Annotated in this window: 15 protein-coding genes; 5 read left to right on the top strand and 10 right to left on the bottom strand. The window is 52.1% G+C overall.

Features of this window, described 5'->3' with window-relative positions:
- Positions 1-44: 44 nt before the first annotated feature.
- The 4 genes from HHI26_RS14815 to HHI26_RS14800 all read right to left on the bottom strand — a co-directional run bounded on the left by HHI26_RS14815 (position 45) and on the right by HHI26_RS14800 (position 4898).
- Entirely contained in the window at positions 45-2474 is a 2430-nt protein-coding gene (locus HHI26_RS14815) for a fimbria/pilus outer membrane usher protein (protein ID WP_171149288.1), read from the bottom strand.
- A gap of 52 nt (positions 2475-2526) precedes the next feature.
- Entirely contained in the window at positions 2527-3222 is a 696-nt protein-coding gene (locus HHI26_RS14810; RefSeq protein WP_159336787.1) for a fimbria/pilus chaperone family protein, read from the bottom strand.
- A gap of 71 nt (positions 3223-3293) precedes the next feature.
- Positions 3294-4004: a hypothetical protein gene (locus HHI26_RS14805; protein ID WP_171149287.1), complete on the bottom strand. Its 711-nt coding sequence runs from the start codon at positions 4002-4004 to the stop codon at positions 3294-3296.
- Positions 4005-4247: 243 nt separating this feature from the next.
- Positions 4248-4898 (bottom strand): hypothetical protein, encoded by a 651-nt coding sequence (locus HHI26_RS14800; protein WP_159336789.1) that lies wholly within the window; start codon positions 4896-4898, stop codon positions 4248-4250.
- A 353-nt stretch (positions 4899-5251) separates the two neighbouring features.
- On the opposite strand from HHI26_RS14800, the gene HHI26_RS14795 reads away from it, so the two are divergent.
- Positions 5252-5596, top strand: coding sequence for a DUF4156 domain-containing protein (locus HHI26_RS14795; protein WP_133842576.1), 345 nt, complete (start codon positions 5252-5254; stop codon positions 5594-5596).
- Positions 5597-5683: 87 nt separating this feature from the next.
- On the opposite strand, the gene epmB is transcribed toward HHI26_RS14795, so the two are convergent.
- A complete protein-coding gene (gene epmB / locus HHI26_RS14790; protein WP_133842575.1) occupies positions 5684-6712 on the bottom strand; it encodes an EF-P beta-lysylation protein EpmB in 1029 nt (342 codons plus the stop codon).
- Between the two features lie 41 nt (positions 6713-6753).
- On the opposite strand from epmB, the gene efp reads away from it, so the two are divergent.
- The 3 genes from efp (at position 6754) to HHI26_RS14775 (ending at position 7748) form a co-directional block, all read left to right on the top strand.
- A complete protein-coding gene (gene efp, locus HHI26_RS14785; protein WP_133842574.1) occupies positions 6754-7320 on the top strand; it encodes an elongation factor P in 567 nt (188 codons plus the stop codon).
- A 61-nt stretch (positions 7321-7381) separates the two neighbouring features.
- Positions 7382-7507, top strand: a complete 126-nt coding sequence (locus HHI26_RS14780) for an entericidin A/B family lipoprotein (protein WP_133842573.1) — start codon at positions 7382-7384, stop codon at positions 7505-7507.
- A 109-nt stretch (positions 7508-7616) separates the two neighbouring features.
- A complete protein-coding gene (locus HHI26_RS14775; protein WP_133842572.1) occupies positions 7617-7748 on the top strand; it encodes an entericidin A/B family lipoprotein in 132 nt (43 codons plus the stop codon).
- A gap of 41 nt (positions 7749-7789) precedes the next feature.
- Here the strand turns inward: HHI26_RS14775 and HHI26_RS14770 are convergent, their stop codons facing one another.
- Genes HHI26_RS14770 through frdA form a run of 5 tightly spaced genes read right to left on the bottom strand, consistent with a single transcriptional unit; the run spans position 7790 to position 11649 of the window.
- Positions 7790-8314, bottom strand: coding sequence for a lipocalin family protein (locus tag HHI26_RS14770; RefSeq protein ID WP_133842571.1), 525 nt, complete (start codon positions 8312-8314; stop codon positions 7790-7792).
- Between the two features lie 44 nt (positions 8315-8358).
- The gene (gene frdD / locus HHI26_RS14765) at positions 8359-8718 is read right to left on the bottom strand and encodes a fumarate reductase subunit FrdD (protein ID WP_133842746.1); all 360 of its coding nucleotides are present in this window, start codon (positions 8716-8718) and stop codon (positions 8359-8361) included.
- A gap of 6 nt (positions 8719-8724) precedes the next feature.
- Positions 8725-9120, bottom strand: a complete 396-nt coding sequence (frdC, locus tag HHI26_RS14760; RefSeq protein WP_159336790.1) for a fumarate reductase subunit FrdC — start codon at positions 9118-9120, stop codon at positions 8725-8727.
- A gap of 11 nt (positions 9121-9131) precedes the next feature.
- Positions 9132-9866 (bottom strand): succinate dehydrogenase/fumarate reductase iron-sulfur subunit, encoded by a 735-nt coding sequence (locus HHI26_RS14755; protein WP_133842569.1) that lies wholly within the window; start codon positions 9864-9866, stop codon positions 9132-9134.
- Positions 9859-11649 (bottom strand): fumarate reductase (quinol) flavoprotein subunit, encoded by a 1791-nt coding sequence (frdA, locus tag HHI26_RS14750; protein ID WP_133842568.1) that lies wholly within the window; start codon positions 11647-11649, stop codon positions 9859-9861. The genes HHI26_RS14755 and frdA overlap by 8 nt, the downstream gene beginning before the upstream one ends.
- 314 nt (positions 11650-11963) lie before the next feature.
- Here frdA and epmA point away from each other — a divergent pair, with 314 nt between their 5' ends.
- Complete coding sequence (epmA, locus tag HHI26_RS14745) at positions 11964-12941, top strand: elongation factor P--(R)-beta-lysine ligase (protein WP_133842567.1); 978 nt, start codon at positions 11964-11966, stop codon at positions 12939-12941.
- Positions 12942-12953 lie beyond the last annotated feature (12 nt).

Raw genomic sequence — 12953 nt, 5'->3', positions numbered from 1 at the left:
CGTGATGCAAAACGCCCCGTCAGTTTGCGCTGACGGGGCGTTTTTTATTGGCAGGTCACATCAAGCCTTTTGTACAGAGTACGATCGTCGTCGTCCTCATCATCGATGTGGTAATTGATGATGCACTCCTCTGTACTGCGTGCAATTTTCACCTGCATACTGGCCTGTTCTGCTGCATTACTGAGAAACGCCACGCCCTCATCTACAGCTTCTGTGACAAGCTCCCCATCCCGCCATAGCGTACTGCCTTTCGGTAACATTTGGCCATTTGCAAGCCTGACGGTGAGCAGCAATCGCGTGCCGGAGAGCACTGCTATCTTCACTTTTTTTACCGTGCCTCGTGCCAGATGTAGCGTGCGGTGACCATTAATCACATCGATATTTTTAGGCAGTTTATCCACATCGATGTTCAGTGAACTATCCTGCCATGGCGGTATCGCCGGGAGGACTGCCTCTCCACGCCAGTCCGTCCACGCGATCCCGCCCGGTGTGATGATCGGGATCCCTGCCACAGGACGACTGAGTGCCAGCAGACCAAAGGTATCTGATACCGGATTGTTGCTGAAACCCACGCCATAAGGGTAAAGAATGACTGCACCCTGACCGCTCACGCTGTAGTTGCTGTTGTGCTGGGTGTCCTGCTGGGCATTAAGGCTAAGGCGGGTATAGCGCAGATCGCTGTTGAGCGAGCCCTGGATCGAGCGGTTATGATCGCTGTTGGTTTGTTCCAGAGCCAGGTTGTAATCACTGTAGTCTGAAAGTGACGCACTGACTTCACTACCCAACACATCACGATGATTATAAGCGCGGTAGTAGTGCCGAAAATGCGTCTCCCCCAGCGACCAGTTAACATTCAACGAGATATTTTTATTTTTCTGCTTTCCGCCGCTGCCCTGTGACGCACTCAATGACAGCCGAAGATTCTTAGTGAAGCGACGATTCCAGGACAGCATGGCATAGCGCCATAACTGATCATTCTGATAGCTGCGCGAGCGACTATAGCTCAGGGACAATGTGCCCAGCCATTGAGGAGACCAGTTAGCAGAGACGCTGAGTTCGTTATTTTGCTGGTCGTTGTGGTTGTTACTATTGCGCTGTTTTGCTTCATTCAACGTGATAAAATTCGGGCTATTTTTACTCATTCCCAGAGACAGGGAAAGATTCTGCGACAGGTTATGGCTACCCGAAAGCTGCAATTGAGCGCCGTTACTGCGGCGAGTATCGTTCTGTTCCACGATAGCCTGAAGTGAAATTGAGCTGCTGCCTGCAAGGATTTGCGGCACGCCGTTAAGCGAAATCGCAAGGGAATGGTAGCTTTTGCTGAGCAGCGCTCCACTGCGCAGTGACCACGAGGGGCCGGGTTGCCAGTTCTGATTTAGCGTCAAAATGGCCGGTGTAGCACTGTCCTGTGCCACTCTCTTTACACTGCCTATCGCCAGGCTGAAACCGGGGCTGCTGCCGCGATTAAAATGGGTAAGCTGGGTGACAGGAACCACAAAGTGCTGATTTTCCCCCTTATTTTCTACTACCGTGACATCAAGTGGGGCATTGAGGTTTTGTACTGGAATATTGTCCAGGTTGAACGGGCCTGCCGGCACCAGGGTGCTGTAAATGATTTGATCATACTGTCGCACTTCGACACGCGCTTGAGGGGTATTAGCAATGCCCTCAATATTGACGCCACTTCCTCCCACCCCCTGAGATAACACATCATCCGGTGAGAGCTGAAAGCCATTTAACGTGTCCAGGGCGAATAGGGTATTTCTAACGTTAATTTCCCCTGCCTGTAGGGTCTTGTTCAGCTTACTAACATAGCGTTCCAGATAGGTGGAGTTAACCGTAGCCGTCAGGCCCTGTTTATCCTGTTGAACGTTTTGCTGACTGCGCAATATCCAGTTGGCCAGATTGATACCGCTATCCAACGCCAGCCAGCTGTAACGTTCCCGATGGTCAGGGGAAAGATTCATGCTGGAAAAGTAGTTGTAGTTAACGTGGATGGCACTGCCGCCGGATTCGCCCTCATGACGTTGGCTGACAAGCCATGAAGAGGGCACTACGATACTGAGCGACTGTGTTTCCTGCTGCCAGGCGAGACTAATCTGGCTATCACTGGCCGCCCAGTCATAACATTTTTGAGATCGTGCGGCATCAGGAACGCTCAGGCCCAGTTCTTCAAACAGCGCTGGAGTGAAACAAATCGCCCCCTGGTGAGTGACCTGTAATTGGAATGAACCGATAAAATCACCGTTAAGGCTGATATCTATCACATTCAATCCGGCAGGGATCTTGCCCAACCGATCCAGCTTTTCCAGTGCACTCTGGTCCAGGCCGTGGCGTTTTAACGTTTCAACGTCCCAGTCTTCAGGCGAGGTTTCACCCGATAAAGAAGCGGAAGGTGTTTCGTTGGCGGTGGCATTAGAGTTTAGCGCCACAAATATCAGACTGGCGGGCAGTAAAAAAATGAGCTTCCACATTATTCCATTTCATTTGGTAATGAGTGCAGTAAATTTCCTTTTACCGCCGGGGTCAATGTGTCACCGACATTTCAACATTGCCGGTGTCGAAGCCATATTTCGACACGGTTTCAATACTGACCTTCTGCGTGCCAGTGAGCTGTGCGGCTTCTTTCACCATCACGGGCACCGTCTGCTGCGGCAGAACATAGGTTTTGGTCAGCAGTGCGTTTTTCCCCTGTGGAAGCAGCTTGATTTGTTGTGACAGCCTGACCACATAGGGACTGGGATTGTGTACCGTCAGCTTATTGCCGTTGAGGTTCCAGACCAGTGCTTTCCATGGATCGGCGCTCATGGCTAATCCTTGTGGATGAATAATCACTGGAATATTTTGGCGAATATTAACGTCAATTCTGTTTTCATCATTGCCTGTTTTCGGCCGGATGCCTTCGAAGGTGACACGCTTCAGATGCTCAACCTGGAGTGGGCGGTCGCTATTAAGAATAAAACGCACCAGCTGGGTTTTCCCGGCTTCCAGGCGCATGACGGGCTGAGTGGCATACAATTTGGGCTGCGGATCGTCAGGTAAATCGTGAATTTTGACATACAGCAGTTCTGTCTGATCGTCAGTATTGGTGACATTGATGCTGCCGCCGCCATCCTTTTCAAGAATAAACAGCATGGGGGTTTCTGGTTTCATGGTGGCGTAAGACGCTGCTGTCCAGGAGCAGCAGAGTAGAGCCAGTGTGGTCAGGGTAAAGGAGCGCATGGTACCTCTGTAACAAGAACGGAGTGCTACGGGTTGTAACACTCCGGTATTTAGGTGAAATTAATCTGGGATTACAGGTAAACCAGATCGTAAGTCGCTTCACCTTTGATATCGATTCTTTCAGAGGTTTTCAGCTTGGATGCCGGGGAAATAAACGGGGTGAATTCCAGCCCGATGGTATGGCTTTTACCCATAACAGGCGCATTGCTTTTATCCCCTGTTGTCCAGGAGTACATCTTCTGGCCGGTACCTGAAATAAGGCGGCTGGTGTTATCAAAAGTACTCCAGACGTTAGACCCCACAGGAGCAACGATGAAATTGCTCACGCCAACCTGGTCTACATTTGTGCTATCGGTGTCGAGCTTCACCATATAACCGCCGATTACCGCGCCGTCAGAGGTTGCTCCCAGGCTGAAAATTTCGGGCACCTGTAAACCCATATAGAAAACCTGGCCCGCTTTTTCTGCCACATCGGTGGGTTGGATGGCAACGGCTGTGGCAGATGGGCAGTCAATCCTAATCTGCAGTTTTGATACGGGTAGGATTGTGTCTTTCGTCAGGTTCAGATTATCGGCTATCAATTTTCCTAACTTAATGCTCGTTGAACTGACCCCTTTACCAATATCGCATGACGCAGGAATAATCATGCCATCAACTTTTACAGTGAACTGTGATTTGCCTGCATTGGCCATGCCCGATGTTGCGATAGCGGCCAACAGAGACAGGCTCAGCGCGGTCTTTTTAAAATTCATGTGTGTATAGTCCTTATACGTTTTATTCATGAAGAAAATACTCTCCTGTGAGAGTAAGGGGAACGCTTAATACTTAATGCGGGTTTCCTTGAATTCCACTTTCACTTGGATATTCCCTTTTTAACCTAACATGCAGAAGGCAGGATTAAATGTCGCATGTTTGTTTTTTTTAACTTTATCAAAGGTTGTCTGATGTATTTTGGAGGCTTGTTTTTACATCTATTGATGTAGGGTTAACTAATCAAGTTAAAATAAAAATAGCAAATGAGATTTTTACAGATATACAATTTCAAACGTTGTCATTCCATCTATTTTTATTGCATCTGCCTGATTTAAATTGAAGATGAAAGGCTTCAGGATGATGTCAATATTAACCTGACGTGCGCTTCCTGGTGTTATCTGGCTACCCCAGGAGTAAATGTTTTCACCGGATGGAGTCAGCCTGAACTGCCCGGTGCGCCAGCTAACCCCTTCGTTATCTGAAACCAGCACGTTAGGTATAACTCTTCCGTCCATTCGCGAGTGTTCAGGGTCAATCAGGGCGAGATAGCCACCAATTGCCTGTCCTTTATTTGTCAGGCCAAGGCTGAAAATATCACGCTGCTGTTCACCCGCCAGCTGAACGTTGCCGGCATTCGGGGCAATGTCTCTTGCGCGAAAAGCAAACGAAGTCGCTCCCTGACATTGAATCATCAAGCCTAATTTTTTTTCGGGCAGTAGCGTTCTGCCCGAATGGGAGCTGCCCTGACCAGCGGCCAGATTTAACTTAATGCTTCCTGCGCTATTCATGCCGATATCGCATGAGCCGGGCATAATCTCGCCCTGCAACTTTATGGTTGTTTGGGAGGATGCGAATATCTCATTAGAGCCTAATGCAAGCAGTATCATCACGGTAAGGGTGAGAGGTGATCTGATTTTTTTCATGCATAGTCCATTATTTATGATGTGTGATAGCAGCCTGACTCGTTATCCTTGAGTGGTAATTGCTGCCTCGATTATACACAGTGCCGTGTTTAATAAAAGTTTGTCTTTATAGTAAAATCTTTATTTGCGTGTTTACTCTTGTTGTTTCAATATGTGATTTTTTTGGAGCGATCGTTATTAATATATATTTCTTAACTGGAAATATATCACTTAATGGGTGTTAATTATCACTCTAATGGTGTGTTCAAAAAGCAATCAGTTGCGGGCGCAAGAAAATCAGTAAGTATGTTTTTCTTTTGCCAGTTAAAAGGGTATAAATGGGGTCGTATAATTTTACAATTTTGAGGAAAAGCATGCGTATTCACGTACTGGGATTCTCGGCGCTCGCGCTGCTGCTGGCAGGCTGTAGTTCATCCAACACACTGAGTTCAGCTGGCGAGCGTGTCACCTTTACCGATCAGCAACCAGCAAGTAGCTGCCAGCTGCTGGGCAACGTGACTGGCGCACAAAGTAACTGGTTCTCAGGTTCCGGTGGCGAAGGCAGTTCACTGCGCGGCGCAGCCAACGATCTGCGTAATCGTGCGGCAGAGATGGGCGGTAACGTCATTTATGGTGCCACCAGTCCAACCCAGAACATCTGGTCTAACTTTGCACCGCTCGACAGCAAAATGAGTGGTCAGGTGTATAAGTGCTCATGATCGTTATGGCCTGATGGGCATTCTGACGATGAATAAAAAAGGGTGGCTTTAAGCGCACCCTTTTTTATTGCTGCAATGCCGCCGCATCTATTCCTGACGTAACTGTAAATCGAGAGGCGTTTTGCTCGGCTCACCCCCAATCTCCCGCGCCAGTTTCGGTACCATATAACCCGAAACCTTACCTAACAGTTCACGCACAATGGCGCGTGCGCGCTGGTCATCAACGTAGAAATGCGCTGCGCCTTGCACCTTATCCAGCACATGCAGGTAATAAGGAAGTATCCCGGCATCAAACAGCGCATTGCTCAGTGCGGCCAGCGTGGTGGCATCATCGTTAATGCCCCGTAGCAGCACGCTCTGATTCAGCAGCGTCACACCCGCACGTTTTAGCATACGCATACCATGGCGCAGGTCGTCGTCGATCTCTTGCGCGTGGTTGATATGGGTGACCATCAGCGTTTGCAGGCGTGACTGTGCAAGCCGTTGGCACAGCGCTTCGGTGATGCGTTTAGGGATCACCACCGGCAGACGGCTGTGGATGCGCAGGCGCTTAATATGTGGAATTTGTTCCAGTTCTGCGATCAGCCAGTCCAGCTCGTGATCCTTTGCCATCAGCGGATCGCCGCCGGAGAAAATAATCTCATCCAGTTCTGGCTGTTGTCGGATATACTCCAGGGCTTGCTGCCAGTTGCGTTTATTGCCCTGGTTATCAGAGTACGGAAAATGGCGGCGAAAACAGTAACGGCAATTGACGGCACAGCCGCCTTTGACCAGCAATAACGCACGATTACGATATTTATGTAACAGACCCGGCACCACACTGCTCTGCTCATCCAGCGGATCGGTACTGTAACCCGGTGCATCAACGAACTCCTGCTGCGAGGTAATAACCTGTAGCAGCAGAGGATCCTGCGGATCGCCTTTGCGCATGCGTGCAGCAAAGGCCCGGGGGACGCGCAGGGCGAAAAGACGCCGTGCGTCATGGCCTGAAACCAGATCAGGGTGATGGTGCAACGCTAAAAGTTGCAGTAATTCATTCGGATCAGTGATTACATCGGCAAGTTGATGCAACCATTCTTCTCGCACAGGGGTATTTAGGGTTACAATGTGTGCCATTTTTTTGGCTAAGTACCAGTAATAAATTGTAGAGGGCCTTTATGGCGACTTATTCTAGCAACGATTTCCGTCCCGGTCTTAAAATCATGTTCGAAGGCGAGCCTTATGCCATCGAATCAAGCGAGTTTGTTAAGCCGGGTAAAGGCCAGGCATTCGCACGCGTAAAAATGCGTCGTCTGTTGACCGGAACGCGTGTTGAGAAAACTTTTAAATCTACCGACTCCGCTGAAGGCGCTGATGTAGTAGATACTAACCTGAACTACCTGTACAACGACGGCGAGTTCTACCACTTCATGCACCCGGAAAGCTTCGAACAGCATCCTGTTGAAGAGAAAACCGTGGGCGATGCAGCAAAATGGCTGCTCGACAACGCTGAGTGTATCGTGACCCTGTGGAACGGCAAACCGATCCAGGTGTTACCACCGAACTTCGTTGAGCTGGAAATCACGGATACTGATCCGGGCCTGAAAGGTGATACCGCAGGGACTGGCGGCAAGCCAGCGACACTGTCTACCGGTGCGGTAGTGAAAGTGCCACTGTTCGTGCAGATTGGCGAAGTGATCAAAGTTGATACCCGTTCTGGCGAATACGTTTCACGCGTAAAATAAGCCCGAACCAGTGAGGGCCTGCCCGTCAGGCCCTTATCCTTGACGATGTGAGTTTAAGTATATGTTGAAATTCATAGCTGTTGCATTGTTGATGACCTGCGCGCTCAGCGCCTGTAATACCTTCCACGGCTTTGGCGAAGATGTGCAGCATCTCGGCGGTGCCATCACCGACGCAGCCAATAAGTAACGTCTTCTGGTCTGAAAAATTCCCTTTTTGCTTTGCCATACAGGCAAGCGCATAAATTACAGCTATGCTTACATCGCTGTGCTTTATCTCTAATTAAAAGGAAATTGCTATGAAGAAAAGTATTGTTGCCCTTCTTTCTGTTCTGGTGCTCTCTTCCGTACTCTCTGCCTGTAATACCACGCGCGGCGTGGGTGAAGATGTTGAGGCGGGTGGTAAGGCAATTCAGAAAAGCACGAATTAATCTGTGTGAAAGGCCGGTGCGGTGCACCGGCGATAGCCTTGTTAGCGCTGATTAACCCAAATCAGTTTATCCACGGCAAAGCCTGCTCCGCGTGCTTTAGCCAGTAACTCTGTTTTTACCCCGTCTTCCAGCTGCGGCGTCCGCGATAAAATCCACAGATAGTCCCGATTCGGCCCGCACACCAGCGCGTGCTGGTAATCGTTATCCAGCGCAATCACGTTATAGCCGCCATAAAACGGTCCGAAGAATGACACTTTGAGTGCGGCCAGATCAGAAGGGCCGGTAAAATAGGCTTTACCTACACTCTCCTGCCAGCGCTGTTTGCGCGTATTAAAGCCGCGGTTAACCACTTTCAGCCCGCCATCGTCGCGTTTGCTGTAGGTGGCCGTCACCTGCTCCAGGCCACGTTCAAAACGGTGGTCCAGGCGCGCAATCTCATACCAGCTTCCAAGATAGCGTTCGGCATTGAATCCAGAAATGGGGGTAACGCCTTGCGGCGGGGTGGTAGAGCAGGCAACCGAGAGCAGCGCCCCGGCACCTGCGGTGAACATTTTCCATAGCGACATATAAATAAGCCATTCCTTAATGATCGAATGGCTTGAGTATAGGTTTACACGGCGATCACGCCAATTAATGCTACTACGCTTAACAGCGAGGCAATGCCGTAGCACAGCAACTTGCTGGCAGGGATATGCAGTTTCAGGTCATGCAGGCTATGGTGCAGGCGGTGCAGTGCGCACCACAGTGGCATCACAATCACCAGCAGCAGGATGACTCGGCCAGGCAGTGACTGAGCAAATCCCAGAACCCGCTCATAGCTGAACGTCTCTGCCGGTGCCCAGCCTAGCGGCAGCAACAAGCCGACCAGCAGAACGATCACCGGGCTGACCAATGCAGCCCACATGCCCCCGGCACCAAACAGGCCCCAGAAGATGGGCTCATCAGAACGTTGCGGTTGTGTGTTCATTATCACTCCTTAAGCCAGCAGCGACACGGCCAGTACAACGCCGCTTAAAATAATCATCACGATCCATAGCCCTTTAATGATCGGTTCCGGCGGCAGCTTCTCCCCTTTAACGATAATAATTTGTGCTTTTGGGGCCAGGTCAAACCAGGTTTTGCTGTGATGCAAGGCGGCGACGAGTGCCACCAGATTCAGTAGCAGGACGATGGGGTTCTGCAGGAAGGTGACAAAACCTTCCCAGCTTTCCTGCCCCATCTTCAGAGCAAACAGGCCGATAATCAGCTCAATACTGAACCACAGTGCGGGAATGGCGGTGCCTTCACGCAGCATATACAGACGGTAGAACGGCAGCGACTGCCACCAGCTTCCTGACATAGGACGGATATACGCATTACGTTTCGAGGTCATTTACAGCCTCCTTAATGGGGTTTCAGGGTGGCGATCAGGAAGTCTTTACTGCTCTCCACTTTGCCCTGCTGGATAGCCGCCGCCGGGTCGACGTGTTTCGGGCATACTTCGGAGCAGAAGCCGACAAAGGTACAGCTCCAGACGCCATTAATGCCGTTAAGCTGCGGCATACGCTGTGCTTTACCCCGGTCACGGCTGTCGAGGTTATAGCGGTGGGCGAGGGTGATCGCCGCAGGGCCAATAAATTCAGGGTTCAGGCCAAACTGTGGGCAGGCGGCATAGCACAGACCGCAGTTAATACAGCCGGAAAACTGATGATATTTCGCCATCTGCGCCGGGGTTTGCAGGCCCGGGCCTTCACTGGCCTCCCGCGGGTTACCAATCACCCAAGGCTTAATCGCCTCCAGACTTTCCATAAAGTGAGTCATATCCACCACCAGATCGCGTTCGATCGGGAAGTTTGCCAGTGGTTCTACTTTGACGCCGGCCGGGTAATCGCGCAGGAAGGTTTTGCACGCCAGTTTGGGGACACCATTCACCATCATCCCGCAAGAACCACAAATCGCCATACGACATGACCAGCGATACGACAGATCAAAAGCCAGGTTGTCTTTGATATAGCCGAGGGCATCAAGCAGCGAGGTGGTTTCATCCCAGGGAACGTCAAAAATCTCGTTACGCGGGACGCGGTCTGTCTCCGGGTTGTAGCGCATAATGTTGATTTGACGGTTTTTGCTCTCACTCATGACCAGGCTCCTTGTGGGTGCTGCCCTCAGAGGCCGCGCCATACACGCGCGCAGCAGGCGGCAGATGGGTAATGGTCACCGGATCGTAAGCGACCGAAGGCGCTCCCTTCGGGTTGAAGAAGGTCAGGGTATGCGCCAGGAAGTGTTCGTCGTCGCGTGTGGTGCAGCCTTCATCCAGCCGCTGATGTGCGCCGCGAGACTCTTTACGTTGAATGGCTGAATGCGCCATACACTCCGCCACATCCAGCCCGTGGGCCAGTTCAACGGCGTACAGCAGTTCGGTATTGAACACGCTGGAGGTGTCGGTCACACGCAGGTTAGAAAAACGCTGCTTCAGCTCCGCCAGCTTATCGATGGTTTTTTGCATCAGCTCCGTGGTGCGGTAGATGCCGCAGCCTTCTTCCATCGCCATGCCCATTTCATCACGCAGCGTGGCCGCATTTTCGCTGCCCTGCTGATTCACCAACCCGTGCAGTCGTTTTTCAATGTCGTTGCGCTGAGCGCTGAGTGCGGCATCCCGCACCGGATGTGGCTGGGAAGCGCGCTGTGCGGCTTGCTCGCCCGCCAGGCGCCCAAACACCACCAGTTCTGCCAGCGAGTTAGAGCCGAGGCGGTTCGCCCCGTGCAGTCCAACGGAGGAACATTCACCCACGGCAAACAGACCCTGGATACGCGTTTCACACTCGGCGTTGGTTTCAATGCCGCCCATGGTGTAGTGCGCGGTCGGACGCACCGGGATCGGAGCCGTAATCGGGTCCACGCCGACATAGGCTTTGCTCAGTTCGCAGATAAACGGCAGACGTTCGCGCAGTTTTTTCTCACCGAGGTGGCGCAGATCGAGATAGACGACATCCCCGCGTGGTGTGGCGATGGTGCGCCCTGCACGCCATTCGTGCCAGAAAGCCTGGGAAACCTTGTCGCGCGGGCCCAGCTCCATATATTTGTTTTTTGGCTCCCCGAGTGGAGTTTCCGGCCCCATGCCGTAATCCTGCAGGTAACGGTAACCGTCTTTATTGACCAGAATACCGCCCTCACCACGGCAGCCTTCCGTCATCAGAATGCCGGAACCCGGCAGGCCGGTGGGATGGTACTGAACAAACTCCATATCGCGCAGTGGGACGCCGTGGCGAAACGCCATGCCCATACCATCGCCGGTGACAATGCCGCCATTGGTGTTGTAGCGATAGACGCGGCCCGCGCCGCCGGTCGCGAGGATCACTGACTGTGCGCGTACTTCCAGCAGCGTGCCTTCCATCATGTTGATCGCGACCAGGCCGTGCGCCACGCCATCGTCCACCAGCAGGTCGAGGACGAAATGCTCATCAAGGCGTTGGATTTGCGGGTATTTCAGCGAGGTTTGAAACAGGGTGTGCAGCATATGGAAGCCGGTTTTATCGGCGGCAAACCAGGTGCGTTCAATCTTCATTCCGCCAAAACGACGGACGTTGATGGAGCCATCTTCTTTGCGGCTCCACGGGCAGCCCCACTGCTCCATTTGCGCCATTTCCTGCGGGCAGTGCTGAACAAAGTAGTCCACCACGGGTTGTTCGCACAGCCAGTCGCCCCCGGCAACGGTATCGTGAAAATGAGAATCGAAACTGTCCTGCTCTTGAGTGACGGCGGCGGCACCGCCTTCGGCGGCCACAGTGTGGCTGCGCATCGGATAGACTTTGGAGATCAGAGCAATCTTCAATCGCGGGTTGGCTTCTGCGGCGGCAATCGCAGCACGCAGCCCGGCTCCACCAGCACCAACAATGACTAAATCGGCATTCAGGGTTTGCACAATTTTCTCCCTTATACCCTGCATACGTCGCGCAACATGTGTGTTGCCTGTTTTTCTGCCACGCGAACCATGGTGGGTATTTTGTGTTTGAGATTTTTCCAGAGGCAAAGCGGGTGGCTCTACCCGACAGTCGCGGCCCAGTATAAGGGGGTTAAAATGGCGCCAATTTGATGTGTTCGGGCATTTCGGCGGGTAAGTGATAAAAACCCTTCACTTTCTGTGGAAAGCGTGTTGCTGGTTTTTTCGACGTAGAATTGTGTGTTGCGGCCCGGACAGGTAGACTTCTTGCCCCTACTGACTTTGGAGTAAAAAAGATGAGCGATTCGGCTAGCTGGCAGCCAAGTGCATCTATCGCCAATTTATTAAAGCGTGCGGCGATCATGGCTGAAATCCGGCGTTTCTTTGCCGATCGTGGCGTACTGGAAGTGGAAACCCCGGCCATGAGCCAGGCGACGGTGACCGATGTGCATCTGTTCCCATTCCAGACCCGGTTTGTTGGCCCAGGTGCCGCTGCCGGTATCGATCTTTATCTGATGACCAGCCCTGAATACCATATGAAGCGTCTGCTGGCCGCAGGCAGCGGGCCGATTTTCCAGCTGTGTCGCAGTTTCCGTAATGAAGAGATGGGGCGCCACCATAATCCCGAATTTACTATGCTGGAATGGTATCGCCCGCACTACGATATGTACCGCCTGATGAACGAGGTGGACGATCTGCTGCAACAGGTGCTGGAGTGTGCTCCGGCCGAGACGCTTTCCTACCAGCAGGCGTTTATTCGTCATCTGGAGATTGACCCGCTGTCTGCTGACAAAGCGCAGTTGCGCGAAGCTGCTGAAAAACTGGGCGCTGGCGATCTCGCCCATCGTGAAGAAGATCGCGATACGCTGCTTCAACTGTTGTTTATGCTGGGTGTGGAACCTGAAATCGGTAAAGAGAAACCGGCGTTCGTCTATCACTTTCCGGCCAGTCAGGCGGCGCTGGCAGAGATCAGTACGGAAGATCATCGCGTGGCCGAGCGTTTCGAGGTCTATTTCAAAGGTATTGAGCTGGCGAATGGTTTCCGTGAACTGACCGACAGCCGTGAACAGCGTCTGCGTTTTGAGCAGGATAACCGTAAGCGTGCGGCTGCGGGTCTGCCCGTGCAGCCGATTGATACCCACCTGTTGGATGCGCTGGCGCACGGTATGCCGGAGTGTTCCGGTGTGGCATTAGGGGTTGATCGTATTGTGATGCTGGCACTGAAAGCAGAGCAGCTCAGTGATGTGATCGCGTTCACCGTCGACCGTTGTTAATTCCTCGGCGGG

The sequence above is a fragment of the Erwinia sp. JH02 genome, assembly GCF_013074405.1.
Classification (GTDB): domain Bacteria; phylum Pseudomonadota; class Gammaproteobacteria; order Enterobacterales; family Enterobacteriaceae; genus Erwinia; species Erwinia rhapontici.
This window is presented reverse-complemented; position numbering and strand designations above follow the sequence as displayed.

What these genes read in the sequence shown, in the direction of transcription:
- HHI26_RS14815 (WP_171149288.1), bottom strand. Translation starts at nt 2,474, where the DNA reads ATGTGGAAGCTCATTTTTTTACTGCCCGCCAGTCTGATATTTGTGGCG.
- HHI26_RS14810 (WP_159336787.1), bottom strand. Translation starts at nt 3,222, where the DNA reads ATGCGCTCCTTTACCCTGACCACACTGGCTCTACTCTGCTGCTCCTGG.
- HHI26_RS14805 (WP_171149287.1), bottom strand. Translation starts at nt 4,004, where the DNA reads ATGAATAAAACGTATAAGGACTATACACACATGAATTTTAAAAAGACC.
- HHI26_RS14800 (WP_159336789.1), bottom strand. Translation starts at nt 4,898, where the DNA reads ATGAAAAAAATCAGATCACCTCTCACCCTTACCGTGATGATACTGCTT.
- HHI26_RS14795 (WP_133842576.1), top strand. Translation starts at nt 5,252, where the DNA reads ATGCGTATTCACGTACTGGGATTCTCGGCGCTCGCGCTGCTGCTGGCA.
- epmB (WP_133842575.1), bottom strand. Translation starts at nt 6,712, where the DNA reads ATGGCACACATTGTAACCCTAAATACCCCTGTGCGAGAAGAATGGTTG.
- efp (WP_133842574.1), top strand. Translation starts at nt 6,754, where the DNA reads ATGGCGACTTATTCTAGCAACGATTTCCGTCCCGGTCTTAAAATCATG.
- HHI26_RS14780 (WP_133842573.1), top strand. Translation starts at nt 7,382, where the DNA reads ATGTTGAAATTCATAGCTGTTGCATTGTTGATGACCTGCGCGCTCAGC.
- HHI26_RS14775 (WP_133842572.1), top strand. Translation starts at nt 7,617, where the DNA reads ATGAAGAAAAGTATTGTTGCCCTTCTTTCTGTTCTGGTGCTCTCTTCC.
- HHI26_RS14770 (WP_133842571.1), bottom strand. Translation starts at nt 8,314, where the DNA reads ATGTCGCTATGGAAAATGTTCACCGCAGGTGCCGGGGCGCTGCTCTCG.
- frdC (WP_159336790.1), bottom strand. Translation starts at nt 9,120, where the DNA reads ATGACCTCGAAACGTAATGCGTATATCCGTCCTATGTCAGGAAGCTGG.
- HHI26_RS14755 (WP_133842569.1), bottom strand. Translation starts at nt 9,866, where the DNA reads ATGAGTGAGAGCAAAAACCGTCAAATCAACATTATGCGCTACAACCCG.
- epmA (WP_133842567.1), top strand. Translation starts at nt 11,964, where the DNA reads ATGAGCGATTCGGCTAGCTGGCAGCCAAGTGCATCTATCGCCAATTTA.